This is a genomic window from Kitasatospora sp. NPDC091207 (genome assembly GCF_044768625.1).
In the GTDB taxonomy this organism is placed as follows: domain Bacteria; phylum Actinomycetota; class Actinomycetes; order Streptomycetales; family Streptomycetaceae; genus Kitasatospora.
Genome location: NZ_JBIVVS010000025.1, coordinates 12,060 through 28,927, shown reverse-complemented (window position 1 = coordinate 28,927; position 16,868 = coordinate 12,060). Strand labels below are relative to the sequence as shown.

Genomic DNA, 16,868 nt, shown 5'->3' with positions numbered 1-16,868 from the left:
CCCCCTGCTCGGTGATCGTCTCCCCCGGTGCGTGCACGAGCGTACGAAGCGGGCGGGCGCGAGCGGACGGGCACGTCGTGATCTTCACTCTTTCGAGTGAAGGTTGCCCGGTTCGCCCGCCCAGCGCGGAAATACCGGGAGCCCACGCGCGGCTGTCCTGTTGCGCAGACCGCCGCCGGACCGGGGAGCAGACCCGGCCGGGGGCCGACCAGGAGGTGCAGCGCGCGATGGGTGAGCAGCAGGAGTTCCGGACCGAGCACGACTCGATGGGCGAGGTCCGCGTCCCGGCCGCCGCCAAGTGGCAGGCGCAGACGCAGCGGGCGGTGGAGAACTTCCCGGTGTCGGGCCAGCGGCTGGAGCGGGCCCACATCGCGGCGCTGGCCCGGATCAAGGCCGCCGCGGCCCGGGTGAACGCCCGGCTCGGCGTCCTGGACGAGGAGACGGCGGAGGCCGTCGCGGCCGCGGCCGAGGAGGTCGCCCAGGGGCACTGGGACGAGGAGTTCCCGGTGGACGTGTTCCAGACCGGCTCCGGCACCTCGTCCAACATGAACACCAACGAGGTGATCGCGACGCTGGCCGGCGAGCGGCTGGGCCGGCCCGTCCACCCCAACGACCACGTCAACGCCAGCCAGTCCTCCAACGACGTGTTCCCGTCCTCGATCCACATCGCGGCCACCGCCGCCGTCACCCACGATCTGATCCCGGCCCTGGAGCACCTGGCGGAGGCCCTGGAGCGGAAGGCGGCGGAGTTCTCCCAGGTGGTGAAGTCCGGCCGCACCCATCTGATGGACGCCACCCCCGTCACCCTCGGCCAGGAGTTCGCCGGGTACGCGGCGCAGGTGCGGCACGGGCGGGAGCGGCTGCTGGCGACGCTCCCCCGGGTCGCCGAACTCCCGCTCGGCGGCACGGCGGTGGGCACCGGGATCAACACCCCGCCCGGGTTCGCCGCCGCCGTGATCGAGGAGGTGGCCCGGGCCACCGACCTGCCGCTGACCGAGGCCCGCGACCACTTCGAGGCGCAGGGCGCGCGGGACGGCCTGGTCGAGCTGAGCGGCCAGCTCCGTACCGTCGCGGTCGGCTTCACCAAGATCGCCAACGATCTGCGGTGGATGGGCTCGGGCCCGCGCACCGGCCTCGGGGAGATCAACCTGCCGGACCTCCAGCCGGGCTCGTCGATCATGCCCGGCAAGGTCAATCCGGTGCTGCCCGAGGTGGTGCTGATGGTCTCGGCCCAGGTGATCGGCAACGACGCCACCGTGACGGTGGCCGGCGCGAGCGGCAACTTCGAGCTGAACGTGATGCTCCCGGTGATCGCCCGCAACGTCCTGGAGTCGATCCGGCTGCTCGCCAACAGCGCCCGGCTGCTGGCCGACCGGACGGTGGACGGCATCACCGCCAACGTCGAGCGGGCCCGCGAGTACGCCGAGTCCTCGCCCTCGGTGGTCACCCCGCTGAACCGGTACATCGGCTACGAGGAGGCCGCCAAGGTCGCCAAGCAGGCACTGGCCGAACGCAAGACGATCCGCCAGGTGGTGCTGGAGCGCGGCTACCTGGAGCGGGGCAAGCTCACCCGCGAGCAGTTGGACGAGGCCCTCGACGTGCTGCGGATGACCCGCCCGTGACCGGCCCCCGGTCATGACCGGCGCCCACCCCTGACCGGCCCCCGGCCGTGGACCGCTCCCCGGCCGCTCCCCGCCCCGGTCCCGCGACGTGCGCCGGGGCGCGGACGGCGGCCTCGCCGCTCCGCGCCCCGGCTCGGGGGGCTGCTCCGTCAGCCCCTGGACCGGCCGGCCCGGCCGCGTCGCATGGACGCGCCGTTCGACGTCATGGTGGCCATCGAGATCGCGGCGAGCCCCAGCAGGAACATCACGGCGCCCGTGATCAGGCAGACGACGATGTTCTTGCCGCGGTCGACCTCTCCGGACACCACCCAGGGGGAGAGCATCGTCCAGGCACCGAGCAGCGTCGCCGCCCAGGCCCGCGCGTGGGTGCGCTCGTACGCCGAGCCGTACCCGGCCATCAGCACGCAGTAGGCGAGACCGACGATCAGGCAGGTGACGGTCAGCGTGCTGAATGCGGTGAAGCCGACGATCCATGGCGAGGCCGCCAGGAACAGACCGGCGAGAACGGCCAGGGCCTCGACGGCCTGGGCCCGCGGGGTCAGGGTGACCCGCTCGTAGTGCTCACGTAGTTCGACGATGTCCGGATGGTGCTCCATGCCCATCGGAATCTGGGTAGACACCGATACCACCTCCTCGGCCTGGCACATGGAAGGTGCCAGCCATGTTCTATTTTGGCGCCGATCTGCCGTTTTGCACCATTTCTGCCCGGACGTTACCCTGCCTCACCCGCGGCGCCCTTCCCCGCCGCGTCCGTCCCGCGCCCGTCCCGCCCCCGCCGGGACACCGGCGCCGCCTCGCCGCACCCCGCCCCCACCCCGCCCGCACCCCCGCCCCGCCGCGCGGTGAGCTGTGTCTCACCCTCGCGGGGTGCCCTTGCCTATGCAACTCGTTGCATAGCAGGATGCCGCTCATGGCACTGGAGCACGCGATCCTCGTCTCGCTGCTGGAGCAGCCCGGCTCCGGCTACGAACTGGCCCGACGCTTCGACCGCTCCATCGGACGCTTCTGGACCGCCACCCACCAGCAGATCTACCGGGTGCTGCGGCGGATGGAGGCGGACGGCTGGATCTCGGCCGAGGAGGTCGCCCAGGACGGCCGGCCGGACAAGAAGGTCTACTCCGCGGCCGACCCCGGACGGGCGGCGCTGGCCGGCTGGCTGCGCGAGCCGGTCGAACCCGAGACCGTCCGGCACGAGCTGGCGGTCAAGATCCGCGCGGCGGCCTTCGACGACCCGGCCGCCCTGCTCTCCGAGGTCGAGCGGCACCGTGAGAGCCATGCCGCCCTGCTCGCCCGCTACCTGCACGGCGAGCAGCGGGACTTCCCCGACCCGGCCGCCCTCGACGCCCGGCAGCAGTTGCAGCACGTGGTGCTGCGCGGCGGCATCGAGTACGAGCGGATGACCCTCGCCTGGCTGGACGACGTGCTCGCCACCCTGCACCGCCTGGCCGCCGGCCCGACCGGGGCCTGACCCCGCCCCGCGGGCCGGCCGCCGCCCGACGCCCCACCCGATACGCCACCCTCGACCCCCGGGAGCCCGTGATGCTCTTCAACCCGCGTACGTACGACCCCGCCCAGTTCGACGAGCCGACCCGCCGACTGCTGCGCGCGACCGTGGACTGGTTCGAGTCCCGCGGCAAGAAGGCGCTGATCGACACCTACGTCGACCGCACCTGGTACGCCGACTTCCTGGAGTTCGCCGCGAAGGAGGGGCTGTTCGCGGAGTTCCTGACGCCCTCCTCGGCCGACCCGGGCAAGCGCTGGGACACCGCCCGGATCGCCGAGCTGAACGAGATCCTCGGCTTCTACGGACTGGGCTACTGGTACACCTGGCAGGTCACCGTCCTCGGTCTCGGCCCGGTCTGGCAGAGCGAGAACGAGGCCGTCCGGGCCCGCGCCGCCCAGCTGCTGGCGGAGGGCCACGTGATGGCGTTCGGGCTCTCCGAGCGCAGCCACGGCGCCGACATCTACTCCACCGACATGATCCTCACCCCGGACGGCGAGGGCGGCTTCACCGCCACCGGAGCCAAGTACTACATCGGCAACGGCAACGTCGCCGGCCTGGTCTCGGTGTTCGGCCGCCGCTCGGACGTCGAGGGCCCGGAGGGCTACGTCTTCTTCGCCGCCGACAGCCGCCACGAGGCGTACCACCTGGTCAAGAACGTCGTGAACGCGCAGATGTACGTCAGCGAGTTCCGCCTGGAGGACTACCCGGTGCGGGCGGAGGACGTGCTGCACACCGGCAAGGCCGCCTTCGACGCCGCGCTGAACACCGTCAACGTCGGCAAGTTCAACCTCTGCGCGGCCTCGGTCGGCATCTGCGAGCACGCGATGTACGAGGCCGTCACGCACGCCCGCAACCGGGTGCTGTACGGCAAGAACGTCACCGACTTCCCGCACGTGCGGCGCGAGTTGACCGACGCGTACGCCCGCCTGGTGGCGATGAAGCTGTTCTCCGACCGCGCGGTGGACTACTTCCGCAGCGCCTCGCCCGAGGACCGGCGCTACCTGCTCTTCAACCCGATGACCAAGATGAAGGTCACCACCGAGGGCGAGAAGGTCATCGACCTGATGTGGGACGTCATCGCGGCCAAGGGCTTCGAGGCGGACACCTACTTCGACAAGGCGGCGAAGGACATCCGCGGCCTGCCGAAGCTGGAGGGCACCGTCCACGTCAACCTGGCGCTGATCCTCAAGTTCATGGGCAACTACCTGTTCGACCCGGCCGACTACGCGCCGGTGCCCACCCGGCTGGACGCCGCCGACGACGCGTTCCTGTTCCGCCAGGGCCCGGCCCGCGGCCTCGGCGCGATCCGCTTCCACGACTGGCGCACCGCGTACGACACCTTCGCGCACCTGCCGAACGTGGCCCGCTTCCGCGAGCAGGCCGACGGGTTCTGCGCGCTGCTGCTGACCGACGCGCCGAGCGAGCGGCAGCAGGCCGACCTGGACTTCCTGCTGGAGATCGGCCAGCTCTTCGCGCTCATCGTCTACGGCCAGCTGGTGCTGGAGCAGGCCGAGCTGACCGGCCTGGACGCGGACCTGCTGGACCAGATCTTCGACGCGCTGGTGCGGGACTTCTCCAAGCACGCCACCGAGCTGCACGGGAAGGCCTCCACCACCGAGGCGCAGGCCGCGTGGGCGCTGGCCAACGTCCGCCGCCCGGTCGCGGACGGCGAGCGGGCCGCGAAGGTGTGGACCCTGGTCGAGGCGCTGTCGGGCGCGTACGAGATGCGGCCGTAGCGGCCGCTCGGGGCGGGCCCGCGGAACAGGGGGTGCCGGCGGCGGCCGGCACCCCCTGTTCCGTGCGGTCACCCGGGTCAGAAGGTGAGCTTCCAGCTGTCGACGTAACCGGTGTCCTGCGGTCCCACGTCCTGGACCTTGAGCTTCCAGGTGCCGTTGGCGGGCACCGCGGAGGCGTTGACGGTGTAGGTGGTCTGCACGTTGGGCGCCGAGTCGCTGCCGCTGGAGCCCTTCAGGCGGAAGGCGGTGCCGTTCGGCGCGACCAGGTCGATCACCAGGTCACCGCGGTAGGTGTGTTTGATGTCCACCGCGACCTGGAGGGCGGCGGGCGCGTTGCCGGTCCGGCCGGTCACGGCGAGGTCGGAGGTCACCGCCGCGCCGTTGTCCGGGATCTGGACGTCGGTGGTGCTCTCGAAGACGGTACCGGTGGGCGGCGTGGTGCTGCCGGCCGAGAGCGTCCAGATCGCGTACGCGATGGCGTCGCTCATCCGGTCCAGCGCGGTGTCGTTGATGTTGGCGCTGGTGTCGCAGGAGGAGTGGTAGCAGCGGTCGAACGCCTGGCCCGCCGTGCCGCCCCACTTCGCCGCCTGGGCGCTGGTCTTGGTGTAGTCCGCGCCGCTGAACAGGCCGCCGACCCGGATGCCCGCGTCCTGGAACGGGGCGTGGTCGGAGCGGCCGTCGCCCTCGAAGTCCTGCTCGGTGCTGATGCCGATGCCCGCGAAGTAGTCGCGGAACAGCGCGTCCAGGGCGGTGTCGTAGCGGTAGGTGAAGTAGCCCGGGTTCGGGGAGCCGATCATGTCGAAGTTCAGATACGTCTCGATCTTCGAACGCTCGGCGGCGGGCAGGCTGTTGACGTAGTTCTTGGAGCCGACCATGCCGTACTCCTCGGCGCCCCACCAGCCGAACCGCAGGTGCTTGGCGGGCTGGAGTCCGGCGCGGGAGACGGCCAGCGCGGTCTCCAGGATGCCGGCCGAGCCGGAGCCGTTGTCGTTGATCCCCGGACCGCCGGTCACCGAGTCCAGGTGGGCGCCGGCCATCACGACGTGCGAGGTGTCACCGCCCGGCCAGTCGGCGATGAGGTTGTAGCCGGTCGAACCGTTGTAGGTGAAGGTCTTCAGCGAGGTGGTGAAGCCCGCCGCGTCCAACTTGCCCTTCACGTAGTCGATCGACGCCTTGTAGCCGGTACGGCCGTGGGCGCGGTTGCCGCCGTTGGCGGTGGCTATCGACTGCAGCTGGGCCAGGTGCGCCTTGACGTTGGCGACCGGGATGTCGGGGGCGGCGGCAACCGCCCGGGGGGCCGCGGGGGCCACCGGGGTGGCGGGGGCCGCGACGGCGGCGGGGGCGAACAGGGCGGCGGCGAGTGTGACGACCGCCCCGGCCGACAGGGCGGATCGGCGCAGGCGGGATCGCCGCGAGGCGCGCTCGGTCAATGGAGGCTCCAGATTCTGGTGGGGCAGAACGGAAGCGCACAGCCTCGCGGTTGGCCGTCGGGTCGAAGGGGCGGCCGGATTGGGGTCCGGCCGGGAACGGGGCCGACCGGGACAGCCCGGCCGGAATGCGGTGACAGCGGGGGCACAGCCGCGAAGTTGACGCGACCATGATGATTGGGCCAACCCCGGCGTCCGTCAAGGGGCCCGCCAGGGGCGGTCGGCTCCGTCCGTGGTCGGGGCCGTCGCTTCGGACACGACCGGCGTCCGGGGCAGGACCGCCCGGACGAGGGCGCCGCCGGGGTGGTTCACCGCCGTGAACCCGCCGCCCAACTCCTCGGCGCGCTCGGCCATCGAGCGCAGGCCGAGCCCCGAGCCGGCCCGGCCGGCGCCGTCGCCGCCCCCGCGACCGGCGCCACCCCCGGCGCCCGGGAACCCCTGGAAGCCGGGGAGTCCCCCGAAGCCCCGGCCGTCGTCCCGGGCCTCGATCACCACCTCGTGCGGGCGGACCCGCAGCGTCAACCGGGCCTCGGTGGCCCCCGAGTGGCGCAGGACGTTGTGCAGCGCCTCGCCGCCGATCCGCAGCACCGCCACCTCGACGGCGGCCGGCAGCGCGGGCGGCGGGTCCGGGTCGAGCTCCAGGCTCAGCCTGACGCGCTCCCCGTCCAGCCCGGCGACCAGGCGGCGCAGCGCCTCCGCCAGGCCCTCGCCGGACAGCGCGGCGGGCGCCAACCCCTCGGTGATCCGGCGCAGTTCGACGATCGCCTGCCCGATCCCGGCCGACACCGCGCGCAGCGAGCGGGCGGCCGGCGAGTCCGCCGGGACGGTGGCCCGCGCCGTGTCGACACCGAGCCGCAGCCCGGACAGCGTCGGCCCGAGCCCGTCGTGCAGGTCGTGCCGCAGCCGGCGCCGCTCCTCCTCCCGGGCCAGCACGATCTGCCGCCGCCCGGACTGCACCTCCTCGTACATCCGCAGCGAGGCGATGGCCGGCGCGGCCTGGTCGGCGAGGAAGCGCAGCACCTCGTGGTCCTGGGCATCCAGCACGGACTGCCCGGCGCGCGGCGGCGCGTACAGGTCGCCGATCACCGCGCCCTCGTAACTGAGCGGGAACACCTGGCTGTCGGGACCGATGGCGCCCACCGAGGCGAGTTCGTGCGGACCTCCGCTGGTGCGCAGGACCACCCTGGCGCCGGGCAGGCCGAGCGCGCCGACCACGGTGTCGCAGAGCAGCGGCGGCGCGTCGGCGGGGCTGACGGCCCGGCTGAGGCGCTCGGCGAGCGCGCGCACCACCTGGTAGGGGCGGGCCCGGTCGCCGTAGTAGAACCGGTCGACGGCGCGGACCACCCAGCGGGTGGTCGGGCCGAGCAGCCCGCCGATCGCGAGCGCCCCGGCCGCGAGCAGTTGGGCACCGGCGGTACTGGCCTGGGGCAACGTGTGGCGCAGCAGCAGCGCGATGCCGAGGTAGCCGGCGATCAGCACCGCGATGAGGGCGAGGACGCTGAGCATCCGCCGGGTCGCCCGGTCCAGGTAGCGCGAGCGGTCCCGGGTGAAGGCGTAGCCGACCGCGCCGAGCATCCACAGCGCCGAACCGGTGAAGTAGGCGACCGCCGCGATGCTCTCCGCGTGGCCCAGCCTGAGCGCGACATTGGTGGTGACCAGCCAGATCAGGTAGGGGACGAGCACCACCGCGACCGTCCGGTGCGGGCGGTCCGCGTGGTGCCAGCGCACCGCGGCCACCGTCAGGCTGACCACGACGAGCGCCCAGGAGACCAGGGTGACCCGCCACTCGTCCAGCGGCAGCCCCTCCCCCCGGGGCACCAGGACGTCGCCGAAGTACGGCAGCGGCACCCCGAGCCGGACCACGCACGCGTGACAGGCGCTCCAGAGCGCCACCACGAGCACATAGCCCCGGCCCGCGAGGCCGCCGGGCAGCCGGCCCCCGGGGAGCCAGAGCGGCAGGGCGACGGCCAGGAAGACGAACAGGGTGACGGAGGCGAGCAGCAGGGCCGCGCCGACGGCCTCCGCCACCGGACCGGCGCCGACCGCCGCGGCGGCGAACAGCACGAAGCGGGAGAGGCAGCCGCCGAGGCCGGCGGCCAGCAGGACCAGCCCGAGGCCGAGCCCGGGAGGACCGGCGGCGTGACCGGCGGCGGCGCCGGCGGACCGGCGGGGGCGGGTACCCAGGGCGTGGCCGGGGTCGCCGGGGTCGCCGAGGTCCGGCGGGGGCGCGTCGGGCCCGGCCCGGTGGGCGAGGACGAGCAGCCCGGAGAGCGCGAAACCGAAGCCGAGCAGCACCGTCTCGCCGTCGTGGAGCAGGAACGGCTCCGCCCACGGGGCGTCCTGGTGGACGAGGGCCAACAGCACCCAGCCGAGGCCGCAGAGCAGCGTCGCGGCGCAGACCCCGTACGCCCGGGTCGGGCCGGTCCGCCGGACGCCGGTGACCGGAACCGGTTCGCTCATCTGGGCCTCCTCCCCCGCGTCCTGGGCTTCCCGGCGCCCCGGGCGCGCGGGGGGCCGGTCGGGCCCCCGCCCCCGATCCCGGACCGGTCCGCGCCCGCGTCCCGTCCGGACGCCGGTACCCGCGCCCGCGTCCCTTCCGGACGGGACGTACCGGCCCGGGCGGGGCGCCCGACGGCCTCAGCTGTCGCCGAGGCCCATGTCACGGGCCCGGGCCACCGCCTCGGCGCGGGTCACGACGTGCAGCTTCTCGAAGATGTGCGTCACGTGGTTGCGGACCGTCTTCTCCGCCACCACCAGCTCCCGGGCGATCCGCCGGTTGTCCAGCCCGCGCGCCACCAGGTCGAGGACCTCCGCCTCGCGGGCGGTGAGCGCGGGGAACAGCTGCCCCGCCTCGCGCAACCGGGCCCCCGCCAGCAGGACGGTGATCCGGCCGGCGACGTCCGCGCCGAACACCGCCCCGCCCGCCGCGACCGTCCGCACCGCGTGCAGCACCTCCTCCCGGCCGGCGCCCTTCACCAGGTAGCCGCGCGCGCCCGCCTGGAGCGCGGCGAGCAGGCTGCCGTCGTCGTCGGCCATGGTCAGCATCAGCACCGGCGGGGACGGCTGCTGCTCGGAGAGCCGGCGCGCGGCCTCCAGCCCGGAGCCGTCCGGCAGGGAGAGGTCCATCACGACCACGTCCGGGCGGCTCCGGTTGACAGCGGCCGAGACCTCGCCGACCCGCTCCGCCTCGGCCACCACGACGATCCCCTCCGCGCTCTCCAGCGCGGCCCTGAGGCCCTCCCGGAACAGCGGATGGTCGTCGACGATCAGCACCCGGACCGGGGCGGCGTCCCGCTCCTCGTCCGGAACGCCGGCGAGCACGGGGGCGTCGGCGTGCACGGCACCGCCGGAGCCGTCGGGACCGCCGGAGCCGTCCGAAGCGCCTGGGCCGCCTGGGCCGCCCGCGCCCGGCGGAGCGGCCCGGGGCCGGTCGTCCGGCTGCGGGGCGGGTGGTGCGGCGGGGTGCTGTTGGTCCACCTGGCCGACACTACCAGCGATGGGTCCGTGACTTTCCGTGACATGCGCGGATCGCCGCACCGCCGGTGGCGGCCGGTCGCGCACGGGACGAGACCGCTGCCTCATGTGCCCGGGACGACGGGCGGCCGAGACTGAGGTGGTGCCCGACGAGCGGCTGTCGGCGGACCACACACCCAGCCCGTTCCCGAGGCGGTGCCATGACCACGGTGATCCCTCCCCGACCCCGGACGCCCGGATCCACCGCCCGCCGGACGCCCGCCCGGCGGCAGCTCACCGGCGCCGCGGTCTGCACGGCCCTCTGCCTGGCCGTGGCCACCCTGTGGACCTGCTACGTACTCGTCCACCTGGGTGCGCCCGGCGTGGCCGACCCCCGGGACCAACTCGCCATCCTGCTCTACGCGCTGCCGACCGCCGCCGCCGGCATGCTGCTGCACGCCCACCGCCCGGGCAGTCCGCTCGGCTGGGTGATGCTGGTCTACGCGCTGACCTCGATGCTGCCCAGCGCCGCCGGGGCACCCGTCTGGGTGGAGGTCTCCGACCCGGGCATCGTCGGGGCCGTCGCGGTGCTGCGGTCGGTGTGCGACACCGTCAGCCAGACCCTGTTCTACGTCCTGCCGCTCTGGCTCCCGTACGGGCGGCTCACCGACCGGCGGTGGTGGCTCTACATCGGCGCCGTGGCGCTCTGGGAGATCCCGGACGGCATGTCGTTCCTGAGCCACCCGAGCGCCTACGGCCGGCCGAACCCGCTCGCCGACAGCGCGCCCGCCCACCTCCTCGGGTCGATCGCGGACCACCTGGACGGCCTCTACGACCCGGTGAACTACCTGCTGGTCGCCGTCGCGGCCGCCGTGCTGCTGTCCCGGCTGCTCCGCCCCTCCCCCCGCCCGGAGCGGGGGCTCGACGGCGCGCCCCGGCCGCCGCACCCGGCCCACCGGGCGCACGTGGCGGGCATGCTCGGCGCCTACCTGCTCTGGGCCGGCCTGCAGGACTACTACGCCCGCAGTTTCCGGGACGACTACTGGCTCAGCTACTCGCTGTTCGCCGCCGCCGGCGCGGTCTGGGCGGTCGCCGTCGCCCGTCTGGTGATCCGGGACGGCGGCTGGCGGCTCGACCGGGCGGCCCGGTCGGTCCTGACCGGGCTGCTCCTGGCCACCGGGCTGACCACGCTGTTCGTGGTGACGGCCGCCGTGCTCTCCGGCTGGCTGGTCCCGGGCCGGGGCGCGGCCGGGCTGACGCTGATCGCCCTGGTGTTCGGGCTCGGCACCGCCCTGCCCCGGGCCGCCCGGTGGGCCGTCGGGGTGGTCGACCGGCTCTACTACGGCGACCGCGCCCAGCCGTACCACGTCCTGCGCACCCTGGCCGGACGGGTCCGGCAGGTCGTGGACCCCGAGCGGCTGCCGGCCGTGCTGTGCGGCACCGTCGCGGAGGAACTGCGGCTGCCCGGGGTCGCGCTGAGCGTCACCACCCGGGCCGGGCGGCGCCCGCTCGCCGCCGTGGGCCGCACGGACGGCCCCGGCCGGTCCTTCGCGCTGGTCCACCACGGCACGACGATCGGGGAGTTGACGGTCGGGCTGCGCGCGGGCGAGGAGCGGCTGGCGGCCGGCGACATCGACATCCTGCGCTCGCTGGCCGACCAGGTCTCGCCCGCCGTCGCGTCGCTGCGCCTGCAGGAGGACCTGCAGGCGAGCCGGGAGCAGATCGTCACGGCCCGGGAGGAGGAACGGCGCCGGCTGCGCCGGGACATCCACGACGGCCTCGGCCCCGCACTGGCGGGACTGCGCCTGCGGGTGGACAACGCCGCGTCGGCGGCCGCCTCGTGGGCGGCGGGTGGTCCCGGCGCGGCCCCGGTGCGTCCCGCCACCGTCCCCGGGCCGCCCGAGGCCGGCCCGACCGCGAGGGCCTGCGACCCGGCAGGCCGGCCCGGACAGGGCGGTGGCGGGGGCGTCACGCAGGCACTGGTCGGGATCTCGGCGGACCTCGCGCTGGCGATCAAGGAGGTCCGGCGGATCACCGACCGGCTCGGGCCCGCCCCGCTCGGCGAGTTCGGGCTGGCACGGGCGATCCAGCAGCTCGCGCTCACCTTCAGCGGCGCCGGACTCGCCGTCACCGCCACCCTGACCCCGGACCCGCTGCCGACCCTGCCCGCCGCCGTCGAGGTGGCGGTCTACCGGATCACCGCCGAGGCACTGACCAACGTGCTGCGCCATGCCCGTGCCGGTCGCGCCGAGGTGGTGGTCCGGGTGGACGAGGGGACGCTGACGCTGACCGTGCAGGACGACGGGGTCGGCTACCGGCGGGCGGACACCGGCGACCCCGCCCGGGCGCCCGCCGGCGGCGAAGGGGGCGGGGTCGGGATCCGCTCGATGGCCGACCGGGCGGCGGAGGTCGGCGGCCGCTGCACGATCGGACCGCCGGCGTCGGAGCACGGGACGCGGGTGACGGCGGTACTCCCCCACGTCCCGGCGGGCGACCGGCCCGGCGCGGCCTGACGGACGGCGGGGGCGGAGGAACAGCGGGGGCGGACGGGGCGGCAGCGCGCCGCCGGGACGGTCTCCGCCCCCCGGTGCCGACAGCACCGGGGGCGGAAGCGGATATGCGGGGGACGGGGACGGGGGGTCGGCGTCAGGGACGGGGACGGACGGGAGGACCGCGGGCTCAGCGCTTGCAGTCCCTCTCCCCGGGCTTGCACCGCTTGCCCGTCCCGCCGGCTTCGGGCGCCGGGACGGACTTGGCCGTCGCGCTGTCGGCGGCGGTCCTGCACACGACGGTCGCCGCGGCGAAGCCGACGAGTACGGACGCGACGCAGAGCGTCTTCGTTGCCGTGTTCGTTGCCATGGGTGGTGCTCCGGATTCTTCGTCTTCCGAGCGGTTCGAGCCGATCGGCCGCTCTTCCTCCACCCTGCGCGGGCCCCCGCCCCGGGCGCATGGGACCGCCGTCCCGTTCCGGTCCCACCACGACTCCGCTGCCCGACCGTGAGTCGAGCGGCGGAGTCGTGGTGGCGGGGTCGGACCGGTTTCACGGCCGGGTGCGTCGTTCGGTGCGCCGCCGGGCCAGGGCCTCCCGGGCGGCGGCGGCCCGGCGGGGTACGGCGAGGGTGAGACAGAGCAGCTCGGCGCCCAGCGGACCGGCCTCCAGGTGGAGCGGGCTGCCCCGGCGGGCCAACAGGAGGTCCCCGTCGACCGCCAGGTGGTCGGGTTCACCGACGGCCCGGCCCACGAGGAAGGAGCCGCGCAGCACGTGCAGGACGATCTCGGCCCCGGCCCGCCCCGGCAGCGTGTGGTGGGCGCCGGGACTCAGCCGCAGGTGGTCGAAGGACTCGCAGGCCGCGGCGAGCATGGACCGCCGGGCCAGGCAGCGCAGACGGATCCGTTCGCCGTTCGGACCGAGCAGGACGGTGGCGGAGCCTGCGGCGGTGGTGACGATCATCGTGACTCGCCTCCCTTCGGACAGTCGGGGTTCTGGGGCTCCTCCGAGCTGTCGGAGCTGTCGGAGCCTTCGGGGTCGGCGGGGTTCGCGGTGCCCTCGGAGTGTTCGGCGTGCTCGGAGCTCTCAGGGCCTTCGGAACGCTCGGGCTCCTCGGGTTCCGCGCGTTCCTCAGGCTCCCCGGCGCGCCGGGGGCGCTCGGACCGCTCGGGGTCCGCCGCGCCCGGACGGGCGTCGCGGCGGTGCCCGGGGTGGCCGTCCGTGCCCCGCCGGTCGTCGGACCGGCCGGAGGCCTCGGAGCCGGCGGGGTGCCCACCGACGGCGAGGACGGCCTGGAAGAACTCCAGCCCCGCCGTGCCGGCGGTGAGTACGGTCCGCGTGCCGAGCGGCAGCGTCAGCGCGGTGCCCTCGACCAGCGGGATCCCGGTGTCGGGCGTCTCCCGCGCCCCGGCCCCCGGGCCGGTGGCCGTGCCCGAGCCGGCGGTGACGTAGAGGGCGTGCTCGACGCCTTCGGCGGCGACCTCGGTGCGGCGGCCCGGGTCGAGCCACCGCAGTCCGACCGCGCGCAGCGGCCCGGTCAGCACTCGGCTGGGGTCGACGGCGCCGCGTCGGCGGAGGTCGGTGATGACGGTGCCCGTCATGACGATGACTCCTTGTCTGGTCGGCGGCGGTCCGTTCCGGTCCGCCCTGCCACTCCACGGTCTGGCTCCCGCCGTCCCGGTCGCACGGGGACCGGGTCCCGTCCTGCTCCCGTCCGGCGCCCCGGCCCGGCCCGGGCTCACCCGGTCACGAGCGCACGCACCGGGCGGCGACAGTGCGGGACGGCGACCGGGCCCAAGCTCTCCGCGGCGGCCCGCAGCAACGGCGCACCGACCGGAGTGAGCAGCCGACCGCCCGCGCAGTACGGCCGGCCGAGGCCCGCGAGCAGAAGCAGGCCGGACCCGTCGGCGAGGGCCGCGGCGACGGCGTCGGCGAGGGCCGCGGCGACGGCGTCGGCGAGAACCTCCGTGTCCGTACCGCCGGGCAGTCCGGTCGCCGAGCCGTTGCGGGCGACCAGTTCACGGTGTGCCCAGGCTCCGGCCGCGTCCAGCAGACCGAGCCGGACCGCGATCCGGGCGGCGAGCAGCAGCCCCAGGGCCTCGGCGTCGCCGGGTGGGAGCGGGTGTCCGGCGGCGCTTCGCACCGGCGCGGCGAGCCGCCGCCCGTACGCCAGCGCGAGGGCCGGGCCGGTCTCGTACGGGTCGAAGCAGACCAGCGCGGCCCGGGCGTCCGCGCAGACGGCGAGGAACGCGGCGACGGTGCTCGCGGAGTACCGGGCCTCGGGGTCGAGGGCCCCGGCGAGCGCCTCGTACCGGGCCGGGCAGACGGCGAGGACGTGGCGGATCACGCCGATCAGGCCGGCCCGGGTCTCCGGGGCGGGCCGGTCGGCCAGCAGGTCGCTGCGGACCCAGACCAGCGCCGGCGCCGTCCGGGCGGGCAGCGCGCGGGCGTCCGGCGGCGGTCGGCGCAGCGCGAGCGCGGGCCCGACGGCGGCCGCCAGGGTGGTCGGCAGCCGCAGGTCGGCGGCGACGGCGCAGGCCTGCTCGCCGCCGACGGCGACCACGACGGTCCGGCCGGCCGGGGCCCTCGGGTCGGCCGGCGGCCGGCCGGGGGCCGGCGCGGACCGCAGGTCGAGCGCGGTGCACGGAGCGGTGGCGGCGGCCACCGACCGGACGCGGGTGAGGTACTCGGCGGGCGCCGCGCCGTCGGTCACGAGCAGCACCCGGTCCGCCTCCCACCCGGCTGCCCGCTCGGCGAGTTCCGCCCAGGAGTCGTCGCCGTCGCGGACCGCCAGCGGGACGTTCGCCGGCCCGGCCTGGATCCGACGGTCGAATGCGGTGGTGCTGCCCATCGCCGTCCACCTCCCACTCCGTCCTCCCACTCCGTCTCCGACTTCGACGATGGGCCGCCCGACGCCCCGGGCACCTGAGCCGCCCTGCCCCTCCCGGTCCGCCCCGCCCGTCCCGGCCCGCGCGGGGCGCGGCACGGGACCGAGCGGGACCTGCCGCGCCGCTGGACGGAGCAGGGGACGAGGCCGCTGGACGGAGCAGGGTGTGACAGGTGCGGGGCGGGCCGACGCCCGGCCCGCCGACGTACCGTGGAACTCGGAGGCCGCGCCATGCACGTCACCGGAGTCCACTTCACCGACCGCACCGACGCGGGCCGCCGGCTGGCCGCGCTGCTCGGTCACCTGGGCGGCCCCGGCACCGTCGTCGTCGCCCTCCCGCGCGGCGGGGTCCCGGTGGCCGCCGAGGTCGCGGCCGCGCTCGGCGCCCCGCTGGACATCTGCGTGATCCGCAAACTCGGTGTGCCCCGCCAGCCCGAGCTGGGCATGGGCGCGATCGGCGAGGACGGCGTCCGGGTGCTCAACGACCAGGTGATCCGGCTGGCCGGTGTCACCCCCGGGCAGCTCGCCGAGGTCGAGGTGCGCGAGCGCGCGGAGCTGGAGCGCCGCGCCCGCCGTTACCGGGGTGGACGCCCGCCCGCCGATCTGCGCGGACGCACCGTGGTCGTGGTGGACGACGGCATCGCCACCGGCTCGACGGCCCGCGCGGCCTGCCGGATCGTCCGGGCCCGGGGGGCGGCCCGGGTGGTGCTGGCCGTTCCGGTGGCACCCGAGGAGTGGACCGACCGCCTGGCCGGGGTCGCCGACGAGCTGGTCTGCGTCCGCACGCCGTCCCCGTTCTACGCGATCGGCGAGTTCTACGACGACTTCTCGCAGACCGGCGACGAGGAGGTGCTGCGCCACCTCGCCGACGCCCGCGCCGAGGCCCCACCGGACGACGCCGGGGTGGACCACGAGCTGAGCCTGCCGGTCGCCGGCGTCCGGCTGGCGGGCCGGCTGACCGTCCCGGCGGACGCGGCGGGCGTGGTGGTGTTCGCCCACGGCAGCGGGAGCGGCCGGCACAGCCCCCGCAACCGCCGGGTGGCCGCGGCCCTCAACCGGGCGGGCCTGGCCACCCTGCTGTTCGACCTGCTCACGGCGGACGAGGAGCCGGACCGACGGAAGGTGTTCGACGTCGACCTGCTCGGGGCCCGGCTGACCGCCGTGGCCCGGCTGCTCCCGGAGCTGCCGCCGAGCCGGGGGCGGCGGCTCCCGCTCGGGCTGTTCGGTGCCAGCACCGGCGCGGCCGCCGCGCTCCGGACGGCCGCCCGGCTGGGCGGGGGCGTGCGGGCCGTGGTCTCCCGGGGCGGGCGGCCCGATCTCACCGATCCCGCCGAGCTCGCCGAGGTCAGCGCGCCGACCCTGCTGATCGTCGGCGGCCTGGACGGCCGGGTGATCGACCTGAACCGGCAGGCGCGGGCCCGGCTGCGCTGCGAGAGTGAACTGGCGGTGGTGCCGCACGCGGGCCATCTCTTCGAGGAGCCGGGCACGCTGGACCGGGTCGCCGAGCTGGCCCGCGACTGGTTCCTGCGGTACCTGCCGCCCGGCTCGCCGGCCGCTCGCCGACCACCGGCCCCCTGACCACCGGCCCCCTCACCACCCGCTTCCGACCGCCCCCGCGACCGACCCGCCGGCCCCGCCGAACCGGCCCGGACCCGCCGTACAGAGCTCCCGCGAACCACCCCGAACTGGCATGCATTTTGTGCAGCAGAACCCGCCATTTCCTGACCAGCTTGTACACATTGAACAGTGAA

Annotated in this window: 13 protein-coding genes; 5 read left to right on the top strand and 8 right to left on the bottom strand. The window is 75.4% G+C overall.

Features of this window, described 5'->3' with window-relative positions:
- Window positions 1-227: 227 nt before the first annotated feature.
- On the top strand, window positions 228-1,622 hold the full coding sequence (locus ACIQTO_RS30725; RefSeq protein WP_402394839.1) for a class II fumarate hydratase: 1,395 nt from the start codon (window positions 228-230) through the stop codon (window positions 1,620-1,622).
- A 149-nt stretch (window positions 1,623-1,771) separates the two neighbouring features.
- On the opposite strand, the gene ACIQTO_RS30720 is transcribed toward ACIQTO_RS30725, so the two are convergent.
- The gene (locus tag ACIQTO_RS30720) at window positions 1,772-2,242 is read right to left on the bottom strand and encodes an SPW repeat protein (RefSeq protein ID WP_402394837.1); all 471 of its coding nucleotides are present in this window, start codon (window positions 2,240-2,242) and stop codon (window positions 1,772-1,774) included.
- Window positions 2,243-2,532: 290 nt separating this feature from the next.
- Here ACIQTO_RS30720 and ACIQTO_RS30715 point away from each other — a divergent pair, with 290 nt between their 5' ends.
- Together ACIQTO_RS30715 and ACIQTO_RS30710 are read left to right on the top strand one after the other, a co-directional pair.
- Complete coding sequence (locus tag ACIQTO_RS30715; protein ID WP_402394834.1) at window positions 2,533-3,090, top strand: PadR family transcriptional regulator; 558 nt, start codon at window positions 2,533-2,535, stop codon at window positions 3,088-3,090.
- A gap of 71 nt (window positions 3,091-3,161) precedes the next feature.
- On the top strand, window positions 3,162-4,862 hold the full coding sequence (locus ACIQTO_RS30710) for an acyl-CoA dehydrogenase family protein (protein WP_402394831.1): 1,701 nt from the start codon (window positions 3,162-3,164) through the stop codon (window positions 4,860-4,862).
- A gap of 77 nt (window positions 4,863-4,939) precedes the next feature.
- Here the strand turns inward: ACIQTO_RS30710 and ACIQTO_RS30705 are convergent, their stop codons facing one another.
- The 3 genes from ACIQTO_RS30705 to ACIQTO_RS30695 all read right to left on the bottom strand — a co-directional run bounded on the left by ACIQTO_RS30705 (window position 4,940) and on the right by ACIQTO_RS30695 (window position 9,610).
- Window positions 4,940-6,211: a M28 family metallopeptidase gene (locus tag ACIQTO_RS30705; protein ID WP_402395054.1), complete on the bottom strand. Its 1,272-nt coding sequence runs from the start codon at window positions 6,209-6,211 to the stop codon at window positions 4,940-4,942.
- Between the two features lie 276 nt (window positions 6,212-6,487).
- On the bottom strand, window positions 6,488-8,749 hold the full coding sequence (locus ACIQTO_RS30700; protein ID WP_402394828.1) for a sensor histidine kinase: 2,262 nt from the start codon (window positions 8,747-8,749) through the stop codon (window positions 6,488-6,490).
- A 177-nt stretch (window positions 8,750-8,926) separates the two neighbouring features.
- Window positions 8,927-9,610, bottom strand: coding sequence for a response regulator (locus tag ACIQTO_RS30695; RefSeq protein WP_402395051.1), 684 nt, complete (start codon window positions 9,608-9,610; stop codon window positions 8,927-8,929).
- Between the two features lie 353 nt (window positions 9,611-9,963).
- On the opposite strand from ACIQTO_RS30695, the gene ACIQTO_RS30690 reads away from it, so the two are divergent.
- Window positions 9,964-12,255, top strand: coding sequence for a sensor histidine kinase (locus ACIQTO_RS30690; RefSeq protein ID WP_402394825.1), 2,292 nt, complete (start codon window positions 9,964-9,966; stop codon window positions 12,253-12,255).
- A 166-nt stretch (window positions 12,256-12,421) separates the two neighbouring features.
- Here the strand turns inward: ACIQTO_RS30690 and ACIQTO_RS30685 are convergent, their stop codons facing one another.
- From ACIQTO_RS30685 to ACIQTO_RS30670, 4 genes are all read right to left on the bottom strand, one after another.
- Window positions 12,422-12,601 (bottom strand): hypothetical protein, encoded by a 180-nt coding sequence (locus tag ACIQTO_RS30685; protein WP_402394823.1) that lies wholly within the window; start codon window positions 12,599-12,601, stop codon window positions 12,422-12,424.
- A gap of 181 nt (window positions 12,602-12,782) precedes the next feature.
- A complete protein-coding gene (locus tag ACIQTO_RS30680) occupies window positions 12,783-13,193 on the bottom strand; it encodes a hypothetical protein (protein ID WP_402394820.1) in 411 nt (136 codons plus the stop codon).
- On the bottom strand, window positions 13,190-13,831 hold the full coding sequence (locus ACIQTO_RS30675) for a hypothetical protein (RefSeq protein WP_402394818.1): 642 nt from the start codon (window positions 13,829-13,831) through the stop codon (window positions 13,190-13,192). Before ACIQTO_RS30675 ends, ACIQTO_RS30680 begins: the two co-directional genes overlap by 4 nt.
- Window positions 13,832-13,968: 137 nt before the next feature.
- A complete protein-coding gene (locus tag ACIQTO_RS30670; RefSeq protein ID WP_402394816.1) occupies window positions 13,969-15,081 on the bottom strand; it encodes a hypothetical protein in 1,113 nt (370 codons plus the stop codon).
- 267 nt (window positions 15,082-15,348) lie between these two features.
- Here ACIQTO_RS30670 and ACIQTO_RS30665 point away from each other — a divergent pair, with 267 nt between their 5' ends.
- Window positions 15,349-16,695 (top strand): phosphoribosyltransferase family protein, encoded by a 1,347-nt coding sequence (locus ACIQTO_RS30665; protein ID WP_402394813.1) that lies wholly within the window; start codon window positions 15,349-15,351, stop codon window positions 16,693-16,695.
- The last annotated feature ends 173 nt before the right edge of the window (window positions 16,696-16,868 follow it).

Excerpts from the sequence above, each read along its gene's own strand:
- ACIQTO_RS30725 (WP_402394839.1), top strand. The coding sequence starts at position 228 with ATGGGTGAGCAGCAGGAGTTCCGGACCGAGCACGACTCGATGGGCGAG.
- ACIQTO_RS30715 (WP_402394834.1), top strand. The coding sequence starts at position 2,533 with ATGGCACTGGAGCACGCGATCCTCGTCTCGCTGCTGGAGCAGCCCGGC.
- ACIQTO_RS30710 (WP_402394831.1), top strand. The coding sequence starts at position 3,162 with ATGCTCTTCAACCCGCGTACGTACGACCCCGCCCAGTTCGACGAGCCG.
- ACIQTO_RS30700 (WP_402394828.1), bottom strand. The coding sequence starts at position 8,749 with ATGAGCGAACCGGTTCCGGTCACCGGCGTCCGGCGGACCGGCCCGACC.
- ACIQTO_RS30690 (WP_402394825.1), top strand. The coding sequence starts at position 9,964 with ATGACCACGGTGATCCCTCCCCGACCCCGGACGCCCGGATCCACCGCC.
- ACIQTO_RS30685 (WP_402394823.1), bottom strand. The coding sequence starts at position 12,601 with ATGGCAACGAACACGGCAACGAAGACGCTCTGCGTCGCGTCCGTACTC.
- ACIQTO_RS30680 (WP_402394820.1), bottom strand. The coding sequence starts at position 13,193 with ATGATCGTCACCACCGCCGCAGGCTCCGCCACCGTCCTGCTCGGTCCG.
- ACIQTO_RS30675 (WP_402394818.1), bottom strand. The coding sequence starts at position 13,831 with ATGACGGGCACCGTCATCACCGACCTCCGCCGACGCGGCGCCGTCGAC.
- ACIQTO_RS30670 (WP_402394816.1), bottom strand. The coding sequence starts at position 15,081 with ATGGGCAGCACCACCGCATTCGACCGTCGGATCCAGGCCGGGCCGGCG.
- ACIQTO_RS30665 (WP_402394813.1), top strand. The coding sequence starts at position 15,349 with ATGCACGTCACCGGAGTCCACTTCACCGACCGCACCGACGCGGGCCGC.